Below are 16139 nucleotides of genomic sequence, written 5' to 3'. Positions count from 1 at the left end.
GTTCGCATATACCACATTTTGGGTTATGATGGACGTAGTTAATGAAGGGAGTATTACAAATGAAGATTGAGTATGCAACGGAAGCTGACTACGACTACATCATTGAAAGAGATCGGCATATCCATCAGCCACTTGTGAAAACGAAGATTAGTGAGAAAGAAATATTCATCCTGTGGGACGAGGACGAGGGATCAAGAGTTGGATGGATGAGGTACGGGTACTTTTGGGATAACCTTCCCTTCATGAATATGATCTGGATTGATGAACCCTATCGAAACGGCGGATATGGCAAAAAAGTGGTACATCACTGGGAAAATCTAATGAAGCAACAAGGCTTTGATACGGTGATGACTTCAACGCAATCAGACGAACATGCGCAACATTTCTATCGAAAGCTGGGGTATGTTGATGCTGGGGCTCTATTGCTAGATACACAACCTCTGGAGATTATGTTGATCAAGAAAATCTAGTAAATAAGCTGCAAGGAGAGATGATTGTGGATATGAAAAAAGTAAGCCTACAACCCATAACCAAAGAAAATGAACTCGAGTGCATCCACCTTAAACCACGGGAAGATCAGCTAGATTTGGTAGCTAGCAATGCGGATTCATTGATGCATGCGACGAAGGAAATTACGTCCAAGCCGTACGGCATTTTGGCAGAGGATCAGATGGTAGGTTTTATTTTATTTGATAACGAGATCTACAATGACGGGTATTACTGGATTCTGCGCTTCATGATTGATGAGAAGTACCAGGGGAAGGGTTACGGCAAACTTGCTATTCAAGAAGTGGTTCGTATGTTGCAAGAGAGAAGTGACTGCCAGCAAATCAGGGTATCCCATGTTCCACATAACATTGCGGCAAATGCGCTGTATAAACGTTGCGGATTTCAGGACACGGGTGAATTAGAGGACAACGGTGATATCATTTTAAGTTATCAAGTGAGGTAACAGGGAGGAGAAGCTTGATGATAAGAGAGGCAGAAGCTAGAGATGCAGCGGTTATCGAAAGACTGTATAAAGAATTATTGCCAAACAACTTAAACACAAAAGTACTGGCAGAACGGATTGAAGAAGTTCGGAATAACCCAAACAGTTTCTTGTTTGTGTATGAACTGGGTGATCAGGTGATCGGCACGGCTCATTTACATATTTGTCTGGATGCTTTGGTGGAAAATAGACCATTCGGCGTAGTTGAGCGGGTTATCATTACGGAACATGTGCAGAGCAAGGGATATGGATCTGAATTGATGAAACATATAGAGCATGTATGTGTGCAGAAAAATTGTGTGAAGGTGTTTCTAACCAGCGGATCATCCAGAAACGAAGCACATCACTTTTATACGAAATTGGGGTACAACGGAGAATCCAGCAAGGCATTTAAAAAGTATTTATAACTTATAACATTCATCAAGGAAAAGGAAGTAGAAGCAAAGAAATGAAAGATAACAAACATCCGGTTCAAGATGTCCGACTCATCGTTACCTTGCTCGTGGCTACTCTTTGTTGTCTAGGTGTTGTGATGTATTTACGTGCCCAATCAGATACAAATATGTATCGATTTTTAAGTTGGGACATGTTCCTGGCATGGGTACCCTTCATCATCTCATCCTGCATTAGATACATATTTAATAAGAAATTAACCACAACGAGCATGATATGTATGGGGCTGATGTGTGGAGTATGGCTCTTTTTTCTGCCCAATGCGGCCTACCTTTTTACGGAGATTCTGCATTCATTCAGATATTTTGATGCTCAAGGGGAGGTTAGATTTTGGGTTAATATTGATTTTTGGTATGGACTCACCCTGACGTTTGCCGTAGCGATCATCGGATTGCTGCTCTCGACTTGTTCAATCATTCAAATCCATGGCATGTTAAACAAATTAATAAATAAGTACATTAGCATGATGGTTGTCGGTGTTATTTTGCTATTGAGCAGTATAGGGGTTTACATTGGGAGATTTAATCGGTGGAATTCGTGGGATGTATTATCCCGACCTGGGAAGATCTTTGTGGATCTTGTGAATGATTTTAATGCAGCGAACAGCATAATGGTTGAGTTTGTTGTCATTGTATTTGCGGTTCAACTTTTTGGATACGTTATTATATCCTTGCTAACCGCAAGGTCGGGCAACTAATTATTCCATTTGAAAGGGTAAAGGAGGCAGTATCACACGATGGGTAATCTTAATTTTATCGATAAACTTCCTCACATTAGTGAATGCAAACAGATTCTAAAGGCAGCAGCTATGCTGGATGCCATTTTGATGCCGGAATGGGAGTACAGGTATTACTCGTATAATTCCCAGTGGGACAAGAATGAGCAAATGGCATCCATGAGAGATGGGCAAGGAGATCATTATTTTGCTGTATTCAGTCCGAATGGGCTGATTATTAAAGGCTTTGCTAAAGAGTATACACTTCAGCATAAGGTTGATAGGAGTGAGGTGGTAAAAAGCGTTCCAGAAGCATTTAATACTTTTGTGGTAGAGCCGGCATTTGTAATGGATCAGACGACGTTCTGTATCTGGAGTGTGGCGGATCAGGAAGGGTGGTCTGCGGGCACGGAGCTTGGGGATCATGAATACGAACTGTTAGAGATTTTGGTAGGCGGCGCGAAATATTATCATGCTTGGGCACAGGATTACTACGAGATAACGTTGGATATCACACTGGTTGAACAGGTATTTGATATGAAGCCGATCAATGAGGTCTTACTACAGCAATTAAATGATGAACTGAAATTAAGTGATATCGAAGGTGAAATTACAGAAATTGGATACCCGGATAAGGATATGAAGGTATGAAGGCGATAACCCAGGAAATCACGGAAGAATTATTGGCTGTAATGGATATGTACCAGAGAATCGCGCGGCAATTGATCGACCAATTGATATTGGAAACCGACCAGCCTGATCGGACAGCAATTCTCGAAGGTGCGTACCATTTGCTGTCCAATGCGGATGTAATCCATGGAGAAGAAGAATTAACGGGAAATTGGTATTTTGATGTTCATGGCGAGCACTGTATGTTCCAGAATACAGAAACAGGGCAGACATTAGAGGTTTTCCTTGGTAGTCTTCGTATTTCGAGAATCCGTTTAAGGACATGTTGGATTTCTTCGAACGTATGGAGGCACAACATGTGTTAATTCATGTTCACGAGGTGGCGTATAGAAAAATGATTTGATTGCTTGGCATTTAATTAAAACTGAGGAGGAATTACGTATGGGTTTAACTGAGTGGTCTACAGATATTCTTCAATATGATCTGTCGGATGAATATTCGATTCGCAAAGCAGATTTTGCCGAATGGGGATTATATTGCACGGTTTATTATGATAGGCGTTATGTCGGATTTTTCAGGGAAGAAGAGTTCAGTTCTTCCAAGATCAGTGCGTACTGGATTTACAAAGGGGAAAGCAAAATAGGTGGCGTGAGAATGGAGCCTAACCGGATGTATCATTTGTTTTTTGTCCCGCCATTCCAGCAGTGCTTTGATGTTTTGAAGCTTCTGAAGCATAAATTATTACAGTGGTCGGATCGCACCAAACGCATTCTGACCTTTGAGATTCTTCCAGACCAAGTTGATCTATACGCACGAGCTGGATTCTGGCCAGTGGAGTTCAGATGTCGCTGGATGCAGCGGCCGACAGATCATTTTGAAATCGAATGGGACAGCAGGGTAACCGTGAAGAGTCCAGAGATTATTGAAAGTGAAACCGGCAATAGAAAATATGTGAATGAAGATGAAATTGCTCAATGTGACCTGGAGAGTTTTGCAGGAAGTCTTGAAGCTACACGAAGAAAACATACCACGCTTGCAGATTTTATTCCAAGTGATGACCCTAATTATACGAATGAAATTCTGACTCAAGCCTCCACGCTAGTATACGACAAGGAAACGGGACAGCTTATTGCAAATTGTCGCTTGTGCTTGCAAGATAATCAGGCTGCTGTGTATAGCATAGGTGTTCGTCCGGCATATAGAGGAAGAGGGCTTGCTACACTGATGTTACAGAGAGCATTAAATGAACTTAAAGGTAAGTATCCCGTTCTACGATTGTATGTGATGCAAGGAAATGATGCGGAGTCCGTGTATCTGAATCTGGGCTTTATTCCGGGTGTGCAGGAGATTCAGACAATGTATATTCCTGAGGAGGAATCACAATGAAGGTTGCCATCTTAACCGATATTCATGGGAATTTTCCTGCGCTGCAAGCGGTATTGGCTGATATCGATTCCAGAGAAGACATTGAGCATACATTTTGCTTGGGGGATATGATCGGTATTGGCCCTTACTCCAATGAAGTGATCGAGATGTTGTACAGCCGCAAAAATATGATAGCGATTTCAGGGAATCACGAAGAGGCCGTATTGAGTTTGCTTCAAAATAAGGGTCCATTAGAAGGGCACAAAGGCATGGCCGAGCATCACGAATGGATTGGTCGGCATTTGAGTGCAGAATCGATCAAGAAAATCCAAGCTCTACCGAAATTCGTTGAAAAAGAGGTAGAAGGACATCGCTTCCTTTTGACTCACTATCATATGAGCAACGACAAGTTGGATGTTATCGATAAAGAACCATCCGGAACCAAATTAGACGCGAAGTATCAGGGGACGGCCCATGATTTGGTTTGTTTTGGTCATTATCATATTCTTCATTATTATAAGACAGATCAAAGAGTATATATGAATCCGGGCGCTTTAGGCTGTAACGATCTTGCCATTGCCAGATACGGCATCGTGGATCTCCAAGAGGGCAAAGTGGACGTGAAATTCATTGGAGTACCATATGACAATAGGGAGTATCTGAAATCGTATGAACGGTTGAACGTTCCGGATCGGGCTTTTCTTTTGAAGGCATTCCATGGAAATCAGTTGGAGAGAGAGGATATAGACGGCAGTAAACGTTCATAGCAAGGTGCTGCTACTTTGGAAAGGAGAGATGTACATGGGAATGATCATTATGTTGGTGGTGTATCTGTTCCTCGGTATTTATGTTGTGAAAGTTGGAATAGATAACTCCAAAAATAGCCAGCACACCAAAGAAATATTATCAGAGTTAAGGGAGATTAAGGAACTGTTAAAAGAGCAAAGGTAAGGATTGATTAGGCTTGTGCTTTAAAATTTGCTAAGGAGCAGCATTTTCGGGTGCCTCCCTCTCCTGTAGGTCAGGAAAGGGAGGATTCTTGTGCAGCACAGCTAGCCACTTTAACCCAATACACAAATAACAATATCCTGATCATGATTACCAAAACCAGCACCATAGATCGTTAATCCCCCTACATTGGGGCTTTCCTCGTCAACTGTAAAGCGAAGCGTCCAGAACGGTTCGCTAAGCTTAATATCCGCGAGAGTAACGTCTGACATCCGCTCACCATCCATATAGGTACCGTAGGCATCAATACGAATAGTCTTCAACAATCCATACTGATTTACATTACGATGCCACCATTCTGGTGTGTATTTCCCGCGTGCTGCTCTGCCAAAGTCGGCAGGGCTTGTCCACGTTCCGAGAGAAACGCCATTGAAGGTGAAACGAATATCCGAAGGCCAATGATCTCGCAATCCCGGAGCTTCAGAGGCCAGTTCCATCGAAATTTCAATAGCATCGGTGGTCTGATCAGGTAGTACAAAGTTAGGTGTTTTATATTCGACATAGCCCTTCCCAAACCACAAGATAGCGGCGTGTACACGCTCAGGATCAAGGAAGTAACGGGGGTCGTCCCATACACCGATTTCTTTTTCAAGTGTTCCTAGCCCACAGGTAGGGTGAATATCAAAAGCAGTGTAGTGTCCAACGGCTATCGTCTGTTCTCTGGTTCGTGAACTTTGGCTTGGGGATGGCAGCTCGATCTCAATCTGATTTTGCTTGAGGTAACATAATTTGTGCGTCCCTCCGTTGATCCGAACTCGTCTGCTGCCAATTAGACCCGCATCCTCCAGTTTGCGAATATGCATCGTGACAATGGAGGGGCTAAGCTCTAATACTGCGGCAATATCCTTCACATTCATTTCGCGATCTGCAATCATATCCATGATTCTCCATCTGACTTCACTTGCCAGCGCCTCATATAAAGGAAGGAACTGGGGCTCCCCATTTGCTTTGATCATCTGTACAACTCCCTATCCTCAATCTTCTAAAATCACATATATATTAATTTAATAAAATTAACTCCAAGATGCAATTCAGATTCATTGCAAGTTTACACCCGATGGTGTTTAATTTTTGTAGTTGTTACGAAGTTGAATTCTTATATTTGTGAATTTTATAATAAGAGATGGAGTGGAGTAATGAAATACAATAACCCTGTTGTGAAAGGTTTTTATCCAGACCCTAGTGTGGTTAAGGTGCACGATACATACTATATGGTGTGTAGTTCTTTTCAATATTTTCCGTGCGTACCGCTCTTTGAAAGCAAGGATCTGATAAATTGGAAACAGATTGGTCACTGCCTGACTCGTAAAAGCCAGATTCGGCTAGAGACGGTGAATAGCTCCGGGGGTGTATTTGCCCCAACCATCAGGCACAATAACGGGCGTTTTTATATGGTCACAACCAACGATACGACGCATCAGAATTTCTATGTCTGGACGGATAATATCTACGGAGAATGGTCTGAGCCTATTTATGTGGATCAAGGCGGGATTGATCCCGATTTGTATTTTGAAGATGGAAAAACATTGTTTATGAGTAATGGCGTGGATGATGAAGGCGTTGGCGGAATTGTCCAGTGTGAGCTTGAGATTGAAACTGGCCGCAAACTTAGCCCAAGTCGTTCGATATGGAATGGGACAGGTGGACGATATCTCGAAAGCCCACATCTCTATAAAATGAATGGTTACTATTACCTGCTTGCAGCCGAAGGCGGCACCGAGTATGGTCATATGGTTACGTATGCCCGGGGAACTTCATCTTCAGGTCCGTTCGAGGCCTACGCGCACAATCCAGTTCTAACCAACCGTAATCTGGGCGGGTATGAGTTACAGGGTGTGGGGCATGGTGATCTGGTTCAGGATGATCTGGGGAACTGGTGGCTTTTCCACTTGGGATTCCGACAGATCGGCAGATGGGCTACGTACCATCATTTGGGCCGAGAAGTATTTCTGACTCCAATTACGTTTGGTGAAGACGGATGGTTTACAGCCGGGCATGAAGGCACAACACTGACGAGTTTTGAGACCAATCGTATCCCGGATACGGTGATCCAGCAGGATAAGAAGAATTATACGTTTGAAAATACAGACTGGAACCTCGACTGGTGTTATCTTCGTCATCCGAATGCAGAGCATTATCAGCTTGAATCAGACAAGCTTACGCTAATAGGAACCGATGTAACGCTGGACGTTCCAGCATCCCCGACGTTCATCGGGTTACGTCAAAAAGACTTTAATGCTACGATTTCTGTCGATGTCAGTCTGACGAATGGCGAGGCCGGTATTACGATCTACATGGATGAGAATCATCATTATGAAATGGCTATTCGTCAGGAACAGGACGGCTATAAGGTGATCGAGCGTCTAAATATCGGTGATATCAAATCGAGAGAACATGAAGTGGATCTGGGAAATAAACAGCATGCAACGCTGGTGATCCGCTCAAGCCAGGAACGCTACAGTTTCCTGTTTAAAGCAGATGGTGAAGAGATTCTGCTGGGCACGGCACAGACGAGATACCTATCCTCGGAGGTGGCAGGAGGTTTTACAGGCGTACTTATTGGGTTATACGCGAGCGGGCAAGATACTTCAGCTGAGTTTACAAATTTCAAGTGTGATTATCATTAAGAAGTTAAGGGAAGGGCCTAAGGGTCCTTCTCTTTTTTTTAATTTGTGTCAAAATATAGATATATTAATAAATGCCAATAGAAGAGAGTAATTTAAACTTGCAAGTACATTATAAAATGCCAGAATCCTTAGTAGACATCGTTCGAATAGATAAGAAATTACGTGAACAACATGTTGGAACCATCGACGATTATATGGGTTTTTATATTAGTTTTAACAATGATGATGATAGATACTATTGTACGCCAGATGATGCCATCATATTTGGAAGAACAGGGGCAGACGGTGACCATTTTGCTTTTTTTACGTTCAACAGATCCATTAGTGATTTGGAAGAAGCTCCGGTTATCTTTATCCAACCTACTGCGTTTGGTAATCAAGTAACTTTAGTGGCCAGAAACTTTAAGGATTTTGTAGCATTATTTATTAATCTTAAGGAAGTATATGTTTTGGAGAGATTTCGATTTTATAAGAACAAATTAGATTTTATGAATGACTATAACGATAACTATATGGAAGATATAAAGATGCGAGAGAGTGATTATAATTTAATTATTGAACTGTTAAAAGAGAATATTAAAGGTATAACAGAAATTGATGATGTGTACGAATATATGATCGAATCCCAAAAACAAATAGAACTAGGGATAAATAATGATGATTTTGCATGATATCTATATGGCATCACTAAATAATCTACATGTAACAAAAGGTTAAAAGAACGTGTTATTTAATTATATAGCTTGATTGGATAACCAAGGAGGAGTTGTATGGAGGATCAATGGAGAATTGCAAAGTATGATCCGAAATGGCGTGATTTGTTTCTCGAAACGGGTTCGAAATTAAGAGAAGCGTTAGGAAAAAAGGCCGTGCGGATTGACCATGTTGGGTCCACTTCAATTGTTGGAATAGATGCCAAACCCATCATAGATATACAAATATCTGTTTCCCAGTATGAGAATCTGTTGGACTACAAACATGAGATCGAAACAGTCGGATTTGTATTCAGAGCAGAAAATCCGGATAAGACTAAACGTTACTTTCGTGAAGAACCCGGAAACAGAAGGATACATATACACGTTAGACAGGTAGGCAGTTTCTCCGAGCAGATGACCTTGCTGTTCAGAGACTATTTAAGGGAGCACCCAGAAGATTGTTTGAAATATGCAGAAGAAAAGCACAGACTCATGTCATTGTATAAAGATGAGCGTCCCAAATATGTTGAAGGAAAAGGGCCAACGGTGTGGAGCATATTAAAGAGAGCACATCGTTGGTCTCAAGAAATCGGATGGCAACCGGCAAAATCTGACGCATGAGCACATCCAATGAATAGAGATAACTGTATTAGAGTGATGAGATGAACATGGAAAGAAAGCTGATAACAACCGTTCTAACCATCATTTGTTTTACTTTACGCGACTCCCTTGATCCTGTTGATCGGGCTACCTTTATCGATATTGTTAGACTATCTGCTCAGCCGAATACAATTCCCTAATCATGTGTTGTATCTAAGTACGAGGATATTAGACTATGCATGTGCTGGAGTTCTAGGCATGTATATTTATTATCTGGTCATGGGCGCAGGAGAAGCAATCTTGTGTTTCAAAGAGACGTTAGTTCTGACCTTATTTGGCGTTCTTGCCGCTATTCTATTTGTACTGATCGATATGGGATTGGAAGTTTTGTTAAAGGTACGAAGAAGAAAGAGTTGAATTAAATTGATTTGTCAGGAGGAAAGCAAAATGACAACGCATTGTGCACTTCTAATCATTGACGTACAGGTAGCGATGTTTGATGAAGCAGATCCCGTATATCAAGGGGAACGATTGCTTCAGAAGATCCAGGTGTTAATTGCCAGGGCCCGTGAAGCAGGGCATTCCATCATATATATCCAACACTGCGAAGGGCCAGACAGTCCACTGGAACGAGGAACACAGGGGTGGGACATCCATCCGTCCATTGCACCTATAGCTGGTGACCTTGTTATCGAAAAAGAGACACCGGATTCGTTTCACAAAACCGATCTGCATCTGAAATTGCAAGATAATGGCGTGAAGGAGTTAGTCCTTACGGGAATGCAGACCGAGGTATGTGTAGACACGACATGCCGCAGAGCGTACAGTCTGGGATACACGGTCAATCTGGTTCAAGATGCGCACAGCACATGGAATTCAAAGACGCTTCAAGCAGAGCAGATCATTGCACATCACAATACGGTACTGAGACTGTTTGCCAACGTGGTGGATATGGAGAATGCGCTGTAATGCTAGGAAAACGTAGGCGATTCTGGTTTTTCATAGGTGCGGCAATCATGTTTCTGTATTTTCTAATCACGAGTAACCCTGATCCAAATAAGCCGATTTCAAGAAATCAAGTGATAAACACAGAGATGAGCATAGTCGTGTACACCAGGACAGGCGACGGTGGAGCACACGTTAGCATTGACAATGTTACGTTAAGTAAAGAAGACATTAGCCGTATAGTCGGCTGGCTGAATGCAGCCCCGGAAACAGCCAAAATACCAGTAGATGATGTCACAGGAAGTATTAGTGCGGGAATTGCTTTGAAATTAAAGCATAACGCTAAAGTTACGATTCAATACAATCGGAAACAGATTATTGTATCCACAAAAAGCAGATTTAATAGAGATTCGAAATATATACTTGATCAAAAGGACTTAAGAGACTTTTTGGATCAAAAGTTGGAAGGGACGTATTTTGGTGAAGATACCGTTAGTGTTGAATAAGGGGGAGATGTATTGACGATTAACAAAAGAATAATGAATCTATCAGCCTGGCTTGCTGTATTAGCCATCCTATGTATTCCTGGAACTTTACATACTGAAGATGGACCGCTCCGAACAGAGTATGGTTTCCCGCTCCGATTTTTTACGGATTATCATTATGCTAATTCTGAGGGAACTATCTGGTTTATATCTGGCATCTATTTAAATGTACTTCTATATTTGTTCAATGTCCTGTTTATTTATGCAGGTATTCATGTGATCTTATATATAAAAAAGAAATTAACTAAATAAATTCAACAGAATATTTACACGAAACGGAGAGGACAGAAAAAACCTGAAGAAGCGAAGTGTTCGCCTAAAAGCTTTCTGAAAGAAAGCTGCATCGGAAGCATAGGCTTATCTCCGGAGTTTCCCATTATAAAATGAATCAAAAAAATTTGGGGATAACAGCGATCGGAAGGTTGTTCTGTCATCGGAGTGGTAAGTGTAAACATTCGGAGGATACCTTTGCCAATACAGAATTGATCAAATCTCTCTGAAAAATAAAGCCGATAAAGGGGAATATACCGATGGAAACCTTCTTTCGTTATAACTGGATGGTGCGTGAGCAATGGTATGTCTGGTGTGAAGATGTACCGCTTGAAGAATTGCTTCGGCCTCGCACGGGCGGAGTAGGCAACATATTACAAACATTATTTCATATCATTGATGTAGAGTGGAGCTGGCTTCAGTTGCTTCAGGGCAAACCGGATGATGCAGAAGATTTTGCAAACTACCAGAATCTTGAGGCGGTAAGGCAAGTCGATCGCAAGTTACGTCCTGATGTGGAGGCATTGGTTACAGCATGGGATTCGAGTATGGAAAAAAGAGCTTTTATTGATTATCGCTCAGCTGGCAAGACGAGTACATATTCATGGGGAGAAGTTATGCGACATGTGATCGCCCATGAGATTCACCATATGGGACAGCTGTCGGTATGGGCCAGAGAATTGGGCAAACAGCCAGTATCCGCCAATGTCATTGGCAAAGGCCTGATTATACCTGACTAATAAGGAGAGAGCGGCATGACATGAATGAACGGAGGAGAAGTGATGATTCATTGCAGGAGAGCTACGATTCAGGATGGCGAAGTGATGAGCCAATTATCCCATCAACTGGGTTATGTCAGCACAACTGAAGAAATCAAGGAGAGACTAACTCTTCTCTCTTCCTTACCAGACCATTATGTATGTGTGGCTGAGATTGATTCGAGGGTCGTAGGCTGGGGCCATGTACAGGGAAGACATTCCATTGAGAGTCCATCTTTTGCCGAGATTGGTGGACTAGTTGTGGATGGGATTCATCAAGGGATGGGGATTGGTAAGATAATCATGAGCGAATGCGAGGAATGGGCTCGGGTTAACGGCTTTGATAAGATTCGGGTACGTTGTAACGGAAAAAGGGAATCTGCACATCGATTTTATATAGCTATCGGATATGAAGAGAAGAAATGGCAGAAGGTATTTGATAAACGATTATAATCTAATCTTGTGTATCATGGAAGGAGGAGAACGATGACGATTCAACTTAGCCAGGTGAATTGGGTAGAACTGGATGAACGTATTCAGCAGGTGATTAAACAGGAGTATCAGATCATTCCCTTGTCACCTGGACTAGAAGCAACTGTGATGAAAATCGAAATGGGAGATCAGCGGTACGTCTTGAAAGTCTGGGACAAGGATTCTAAACCGGATATCGCCAAACAATATCGACTATTGTCCAAGCTTTATCAAAGTGGAATTCGTGTTTCCAAACCCTACGGTTGGGGATTAGACGAGCAAGAGAATCAAGTGCTGTTAACGAGCTATGATGGAGAGCGGATTACCCAATTAACACAAACCAAACTGACACATTTGGCTGAGCGATTAATGGAGGTCCATCGTTATCCGGTGAATGAAGTGGGTACTGGAGAAGATGAAGAATACATATTCAGGTACGATTTTGTTCAATACTTTTTTCCTCAAATTGAGTTACATGACGATATAAATGATCTTCTGGCAAACTTGATCCAGCAGGTCCAGATCAGACAGGATCGCTTGATTCATGGCGATTATAATCTGGGAAACATTCTTGAGATGGACGACCATTACACCATTATCGATTGGACTAATGGGCAATATGGTGATCCAAGGTACGATATGGCATGGTCTGTTTTTCTGATCACGATCTATAATGGGGAAAGCTATGGCGAGATGTATCACGCTCAATTTGCACGTTCTGCAAGTTATACGTACACGCTGGAAGAGGAGCAGGTTTTTGAAGCTGTAGCTTGTCTTCGCTGGATTCTGTTAAAGCGCGTTGGGGATGTCCCCATGGGGCCAAATGTAATGCAACGGGTGCACAACATGGCTGTCCATAATCCATATTTGCATGAGAATCTGCTGTAATCGTAATACGAGGATATACAATGACGACAGTATACGACTAAGTAATAGAAAGACCACTTTTTTTAAATAAAATAAACAGCCAGTCCTAAACTAGCGATCCTCGCATACCTATGATAGTAGAGGAGCGTGATCGATATGGAGCAGAAAGTGCAAACTTACTTCGAACTGAAACAGCAGCAAAAAGATATTGAGCAGCAGTTGTCTGTACTACGAGATGAGATTGTCGCGTATTGTGCAGAACAAGGGGTGTATGAGACGCAGGTTGGTGGTTACACCGTGAAAACAGTGCTTCAGAACCGGAAGGAATACGATGATCAGAAGCTGTATGCTTCTCTTCCAGACCCGGACATCTGGCGATTGTTATCCAAGGTAGACAGCCATAAGCTGAAAAGCCTCATCAAGCTGAACATTCTGTCCGAGGAACAAATTAACCCGGCATGCACAGTGAAACAGGTGACCTTGTTACAGGTGGACAAGCTGTAAGGCTTCATATCCTCTTTGTATATGAGTTGAATTTAATTGAACAGCCCGATCACAAAACACCTTCCGAGAAATGTTCTGTTTAGATGAGCAGTCGGACATACGTGGAGGTGTTTTTGTTGTGCAAACAGGGCCGAGGATCATAAATAGTTAAATATGAGGGGGAAGAAGTATAATTTGTTCATTGTAAGCGTATTCAACAAACGATATGATGGATAAAAACTGGCAGGGAGGAATTGTGAATGCCAACCGAAATTCCATCATTACATGCTGCGTACGCTAATACGTTCAAAATAGGTGCTGCTGTACATACCAGAATGTTGCAGTCCGAAGGAGATTTCATTGCCAAACACTTCAATAGTATCACGGCTGAAAATCAGATGAAATTTGAAGAAATTCACCCGGAAGAGGATCGTTATACATTTGAGGCGGCGGATAAAATTGTTGATTTTGCTGTTGCCCAAGGGATTGGGGTCCGCGGACATACTTTGGTCTGGCATAATCAAACATCGAAATGGGTCTTTGAGGATACCTCAGGTGCTCCCGCTTCCAGAGAGCTGTTATTATCTCGCTTGAAGCAACATATTGATACGGTAGTAGGTCGGTATAAGGGGCAAATATATGCGTGGGATGTCGTTAATGAAGCTGTTGAAGATAAGACCGACCTGTTCATGCGGGACACGAAGTGGTTAGAGCTGGTGGGGGAAGATTATTTGCTGCAAGCGTTCAGTATGGCTCATGAAGCTGATCCAAATGCTCTTCTTTTCTATAATGACTACAATGAGACGGATCCGGTCAAACGGGAGAAGATCTACAATCTGGTTCGGTCTTTGCTGGACAAGGGAGCGCCTGTACACGGGATTGGGTTGCAGGGGCATTGGAATATTCATGGTCCTTCAATTGAGGAGATCCGAATGGCTATTGAGCGTTATGCTTCACTGGATGTGCAGTTGCATGTTACGGAGCTGGATATGTCCGTGTTTCGTCATGAGGATCGTCGAACGGACCTCACCGCGCCAACTTCGGAGATGGCTGAGCTACAGGAGCGTCGATATGAAGAAATCTTTAATTTGTTCCGTGAGTATAAATCATCCATTACCTCTGTGACGTTCTGGGGAGTAGCGGACAATTATACCTGGTTAGACCATTTCCCGGTTCGTGGGCGAAAAAATTGGCCCTTTGTTTTTGATCAGCAGTTGCAGCCAAAGGAATCATTTTGGCGTATCATTAACCCTATGTCCTGAACATCAGGGAAGTGGAGAGAATCGGTCACGATGTGGCCGATTTTTTGCTGTAGTCAATATAGATTATACAGTGCGGTTATCTCGTGCATGATTAGAGGCGTTGATTTGTATGGATGATAAGTATATGGTTTTTTATGGAAGTTTATGATAGGGTAAAAGAAAGGCAATCTCGAACAATATTCTTTTCCGAAATGAGTTGAGAAGATGGATCGCACCCGCAATTATCTGTTAATATTTGCAGGAAACTTGGTCGCTGCGTATTGTATTTTTGAAGAAGGTACTTTTGCCAAACCGCTGATGTTTGCTACATTGATGCTGTTACTGATCATGACAATCGATTACATGAAAAGTAGAAACAAATATACATTGGATTAGGGTATGTCCATGTTTTTAAACGATTCTGGAGCATAGGGTCGTTTTTTTATTGTATATAGAACAGCTTCCATTTACATCATGACCATTGTTCATTACACTTGATGAGTAGCACCTCATTAACTCAGTTTTCGTTAACTCAATTCAGATCATCAGGAGGATATCATTATGCATCAATCCGCACATATTCAGGAAGCAAGAGATTACATATTAAACCGAATCCATACCAAACCTGCCGTAGGCATGATTCTGGGTTCGGGACTGGGAGCGCTCGCGGACGAGATTGAAAATGCGACCGTTATTCCGTATACAGATATTCCGTATTTCGCTCAATCGGAGGCTATCGGTCATGCCAATGAATTGGTTATTGGTGAACTGATGGGCAAAACGGTTGTAGCGATGAAAGGCCGCCTTCATTATTATGAAGGTTTTACATTGGACGAAGTGACTTTCCCCGTTCGGATCATGAAGGCGCTGGGTGTCGAGCAATTACTTATCACCAATGCGTGCGGAGCCATCAACACAAGCTTTGAGCCGGGTCAACTGATGCTCATTACAGATCATATTAACCTGGTAGGCAATAACCCTTTGATGGGGCCTAATAATGCTGAACTGGGTGTGCGCTTCCCAGACGTATCACAGGTATACAATCGCGAACTGCGCAGCATTGCCCTTAAGGTTGCAGAAGAGCAGAATGTTGGCCTGCAGCAAGGTGTCTATGCATGGTGGAGTGGTCCGGCATATGAGACACCAGCGGAGATTCGCATGATTCGTACGATGGGTGCGGATGCAGTGGGTATGTCCACGGTACCTGAAGCCATTGTTGCCATTCATGGCGGTATGAAGGTACTAGGCATTTCCTGTCTGACCAACATGGCCTGTGGTATTCTGGATCAGCCATTAAGTCATGATGAAGTTATTGAAGTGGCTGCGCAAGTGAAAACAACCTTTATCGGACTTGTAAAAGGCATCTTGAAAGAGATCTAATCGCGAGATGATTTTTTATCTAGGCCACGATGGATAGGATAGAGTTTTCATCCAGCCCAATCGAAACCACAAAAAAACGTATGCTTCACGAGTTG

The 16139-nt window shown here is 42.4% G+C and carries 23 protein-coding genes; 22 read left to right on the top strand and 1 reads right to left on the bottom strand.

The annotated features are described in order from the left end of the window. Positions 1-59: 59 nt before the first annotated feature. From NST38_RS23235 to NST38_RS23195, 9 genes are all read left to right on the top strand, one after another. Entirely contained in the window at positions 60-470 is a 411-nt protein-coding gene (locus NST38_RS23235; RefSeq protein ID WP_074096147.1) for a GNAT family N-acetyltransferase, read from the top strand. A 32-nt stretch (positions 471-502) separates the two neighbouring features. Next, positions 503-952 (top strand): GNAT family N-acetyltransferase, encoded by a 450-nt coding sequence (locus NST38_RS23230; RefSeq protein ID WP_076252993.1) that lies wholly within the window; start codon positions 503-505, stop codon positions 950-952. 17 nt (positions 953-969) lie between these two features. Beyond that, entirely contained in the window at positions 970-1398 is a 429-nt protein-coding gene (locus NST38_RS23225) for a GNAT family N-acetyltransferase (protein ID WP_076252886.1), read from the top strand. Between the two features lie 41 nt (positions 1399-1439). Further along, positions 1440-2141, top strand: a complete 702-nt coding sequence (locus tag NST38_RS23220) for a DUF1361 domain-containing protein (protein WP_076252885.1) — start codon at positions 1440-1442, stop codon at positions 2139-2141. 39 nt (positions 2142-2180) lie between these two features. Further along, complete coding sequence (locus NST38_RS23215) at positions 2181-2810, top strand: hypothetical protein (RefSeq protein ID WP_076252884.1); 630 nt, start codon at positions 2181-2183, stop codon at positions 2808-2810. After that, complete coding sequence (locus NST38_RS23210; RefSeq protein WP_256720102.1) at positions 2807-3154, top strand: hypothetical protein; 348 nt, start codon at positions 2807-2809, stop codon at positions 3152-3154. The genes NST38_RS23215 and NST38_RS23210 overlap by 4 nt, the downstream gene beginning before the upstream one ends. 76 nt (positions 3155-3230) lie before the next feature. Continuing rightward, a complete protein-coding gene (locus NST38_RS23205; protein WP_076252883.1) occupies positions 3231-4175 on the top strand; it encodes a GNAT family N-acetyltransferase in 945 nt (314 codons plus the stop codon). Beyond that, positions 4172-4921, top strand: a complete 750-nt coding sequence (locus NST38_RS23200) for a metallophosphoesterase family protein (protein WP_076252882.1) — start codon at positions 4172-4174, stop codon at positions 4919-4921. The genes NST38_RS23205 and NST38_RS23200 overlap by 4 nt, the downstream gene beginning before the upstream one ends. Positions 4922-4955: 34 nt before the next feature. Then, on the top strand, positions 4956-5105 hold the full coding sequence (locus NST38_RS23195; RefSeq protein WP_167544423.1) for a hypothetical protein: 150 nt from the start codon (positions 4956-4958) through the stop codon (positions 5103-5105). A 110-nt stretch (positions 5106-5215) separates the two neighbouring features. On the opposite strand, the gene NST38_RS23190 is transcribed toward NST38_RS23195, so the two are convergent. Next, positions 5216-6118: an ArsR/SmtB family transcription factor gene (locus tag NST38_RS23190; RefSeq protein ID WP_076252881.1), complete on the bottom strand. Its 903-nt coding sequence runs from the start codon at positions 6116-6118 to the stop codon at positions 5216-5218. Between the two features lie 180 nt (positions 6119-6298). Here NST38_RS23190 and NST38_RS23185 point away from each other — a divergent pair, with 180 nt between their 5' ends. From NST38_RS23185 to NST38_RS23125, 13 genes are all read left to right on the top strand, one after another. Continuing rightward, positions 6299-7789, top strand: coding sequence for a glycoside hydrolase family 43 protein (locus NST38_RS23185; RefSeq protein ID WP_076252880.1), 1491 nt, complete (start codon positions 6299-6301; stop codon positions 7787-7789). Between the two features lie 116 nt (positions 7790-7905). Beyond that, positions 7906-8460, top strand: coding sequence for a hypothetical protein (locus NST38_RS23180; RefSeq protein WP_155985152.1), 555 nt, complete (start codon positions 7906-7908; stop codon positions 8458-8460). A gap of 99 nt (positions 8461-8559) precedes the next feature. Next, positions 8560-9105, top strand: a complete 546-nt coding sequence (locus NST38_RS23175; RefSeq protein ID WP_076252879.1) for a GrpB family protein — start codon at positions 8560-8562, stop codon at positions 9103-9105. 237 nt (positions 9106-9342) lie between these two features. Then, positions 9343-9501 (top strand): hypothetical protein, encoded by a 159-nt coding sequence (locus NST38_RS23170; protein WP_179087914.1) that lies wholly within the window; start codon positions 9343-9345, stop codon positions 9499-9501. A gap of 30 nt (positions 9502-9531) precedes the next feature. Next, entirely contained in the window at positions 9532-10053 is a 522-nt protein-coding gene (locus NST38_RS23165; protein ID WP_076252878.1) for a cysteine hydrolase family protein, read from the top strand. Between the two features lie 125 nt (positions 10054-10178). Next, positions 10179-10535, top strand: a complete 357-nt coding sequence (locus tag NST38_RS23160; RefSeq protein ID WP_179087913.1) for a hypothetical protein — start codon at positions 10179-10181, stop codon at positions 10533-10535. Between the two features lie 569 nt (positions 10536-11104). Then, positions 11105-11584 carry a DinB family protein gene (locus tag NST38_RS23155; protein ID WP_076252876.1) on the top strand — a complete coding sequence of 160 codons (480 nt, stop codon included), beginning with the start codon at positions 11105-11107 and terminating at the stop codon, positions 11582-11584. Positions 11585-11626: 42 nt separating this feature from the next. Further along, on the top strand, positions 11627-12055 hold the full coding sequence (locus NST38_RS23150) for a GNAT family N-acetyltransferase (RefSeq protein WP_164783343.1): 429 nt from the start codon (positions 11627-11629) through the stop codon (positions 12053-12055). 33 nt (positions 12056-12088) lie between these two features. After that, entirely contained in the window at positions 12089-12961 is an 873-nt protein-coding gene (locus NST38_RS23145) for an aminoglycoside phosphotransferase family protein (protein WP_076252875.1), read from the top strand. Positions 12962-13096: 135 nt separating this feature from the next. Beyond that, entirely contained in the window at positions 13097-13444 is a 348-nt protein-coding gene (locus NST38_RS23140) for a hypothetical protein (RefSeq protein ID WP_081746078.1), read from the top strand. A gap of 239 nt (positions 13445-13683) precedes the next feature. Beyond that, positions 13684-14685 (top strand): endo-1,4-beta-xylanase, encoded by a 1002-nt coding sequence (locus NST38_RS23135; protein WP_076252874.1) that lies wholly within the window; start codon positions 13684-13686, stop codon positions 14683-14685. A gap of 204 nt (positions 14686-14889) precedes the next feature. Beyond that, positions 14890-15060 (top strand): hypothetical protein, encoded by a 171-nt coding sequence (locus tag NST38_RS23130; RefSeq protein WP_157116213.1) that lies wholly within the window; start codon positions 14890-14892, stop codon positions 15058-15060. A gap of 165 nt (positions 15061-15225) precedes the next feature. Beyond that, on the top strand, positions 15226-16044 hold the full coding sequence (locus NST38_RS23125) for a purine-nucleoside phosphorylase (RefSeq protein WP_036617166.1): 819 nt from the start codon (positions 15226-15228) through the stop codon (positions 16042-16044). Positions 16045-16139 lie beyond the last annotated feature (95 nt).

It is taken from the genome of Paenibacillus sp. FSL H8-0104, from assembly GCF_038050215.1.
Lineage (GTDB): Bacteria > Bacillota > Bacilli > Paenibacillales > Paenibacillaceae > Paenibacillus > Paenibacillus amylolyticus.
The sequence above is the reverse complement of the archived record's forward strand: the minus strand, read 5'-3'. Positions and strand labels throughout refer to the sequence as shown.

What these genes read in the sequence shown, in the direction of transcription:
- NST38_RS23125 (WP_036617166.1), top strand. Translation starts at nt 15,226, where the DNA reads ATGCATCAATCCGCACATATTCAGGAAGCAAGAGATTACATATTAAAC.
- NST38_RS23185 (WP_076252880.1), top strand. Translation starts at nt 6,299, where the DNA reads ATGAAATACAATAACCCTGTTGTGAAAGGTTTTTATCCAGACCCTAGT.
- NST38_RS23140 (WP_081746078.1), top strand. Translation starts at nt 13,097, where the DNA reads ATGGAGCAGAAAGTGCAAACTTACTTCGAACTGAAACAGCAGCAAAAA.
- NST38_RS23195 (WP_167544423.1), top strand. Translation starts at nt 4,956, where the DNA reads ATGGGAATGATCATTATGTTGGTGGTGTATCTGTTCCTCGGTATTTAT.
- NST38_RS23165 (WP_076252878.1), top strand. Translation starts at nt 9,532, where the DNA reads ATGACAACGCATTGTGCACTTCTAATCATTGACGTACAGGTAGCGATG.
- NST38_RS23210 (WP_256720102.1), top strand. Translation starts at nt 2,807, where the DNA reads ATGAAGGCGATAACCCAGGAAATCACGGAAGAATTATTGGCTGTAATG.
- NST38_RS23205 (WP_076252883.1), top strand. Translation starts at nt 3,231, where the DNA reads ATGGGTTTAACTGAGTGGTCTACAGATATTCTTCAATATGATCTGTCG.
- NST38_RS23235 (WP_074096147.1), top strand. Translation starts at nt 60, where the DNA reads ATGAAGATTGAGTATGCAACGGAAGCTGACTACGACTACATCATTGAA.
- NST38_RS23190 (WP_076252881.1), bottom strand. Translation starts at nt 6,118, where the DNA reads ATGATCAAAGCAAATGGGGAGCCCCAGTTCCTTCCTTTATATGAGGCG.
- NST38_RS23155 (WP_076252876.1), top strand. Translation starts at nt 11,105, where the DNA reads ATGGAAACCTTCTTTCGTTATAACTGGATGGTGCGTGAGCAATGGTAT.
- NST38_RS23180 (WP_155985152.1), top strand. Translation starts at nt 7,906, where the DNA reads ATGCCAGAATCCTTAGTAGACATCGTTCGAATAGATAAGAAATTACGT.
- NST38_RS23170 (WP_179087914.1), top strand. Translation starts at nt 9,343, where the DNA reads ATGTATATTTATTATCTGGTCATGGGCGCAGGAGAAGCAATCTTGTGT.
- NST38_RS23145 (WP_076252875.1), top strand. Translation starts at nt 12,089, where the DNA reads ATGACGATTCAACTTAGCCAGGTGAATTGGGTAGAACTGGATGAACGT.
- NST38_RS23200 (WP_076252882.1), top strand. Translation starts at nt 4,172, where the DNA reads ATGAAGGTTGCCATCTTAACCGATATTCATGGGAATTTTCCTGCGCTG.
- NST38_RS23135 (WP_076252874.1), top strand. Translation starts at nt 13,684, where the DNA reads ATGCCAACCGAAATTCCATCATTACATGCTGCGTACGCTAATACGTTC.
- NST38_RS23225 (WP_076252886.1), top strand. Translation starts at nt 970, where the DNA reads ATGATAAGAGAGGCAGAAGCTAGAGATGCAGCGGTTATCGAAAGACTG.
- NST38_RS23220 (WP_076252885.1), top strand. Translation starts at nt 1,440, where the DNA reads ATGAAAGATAACAAACATCCGGTTCAAGATGTCCGACTCATCGTTACC.
- NST38_RS23230 (WP_076252993.1), top strand. Translation starts at nt 503, where the DNA reads ATGAAAAAAGTAAGCCTACAACCCATAACCAAAGAAAATGAACTCGAG.
- NST38_RS23215 (WP_076252884.1), top strand. Translation starts at nt 2,181, where the DNA reads ATGGGTAATCTTAATTTTATCGATAAACTTCCTCACATTAGTGAATGC.
- NST38_RS23130 (WP_157116213.1), top strand. Translation starts at nt 14,890, where the DNA reads ATGGATCGCACCCGCAATTATCTGTTAATATTTGCAGGAAACTTGGTC.
- NST38_RS23160 (WP_179087913.1), top strand. Translation starts at nt 10,179, where the DNA reads ATGAGCATAGTCGTGTACACCAGGACAGGCGACGGTGGAGCACACGTT.
- NST38_RS23175 (WP_076252879.1), top strand. Translation starts at nt 8,560, where the DNA reads ATGGAGGATCAATGGAGAATTGCAAAGTATGATCCGAAATGGCGTGAT.
- NST38_RS23150 (WP_164783343.1), top strand. Translation starts at nt 11,627, where the DNA reads ATGATTCATTGCAGGAGAGCTACGATTCAGGATGGCGAAGTGATGAGC.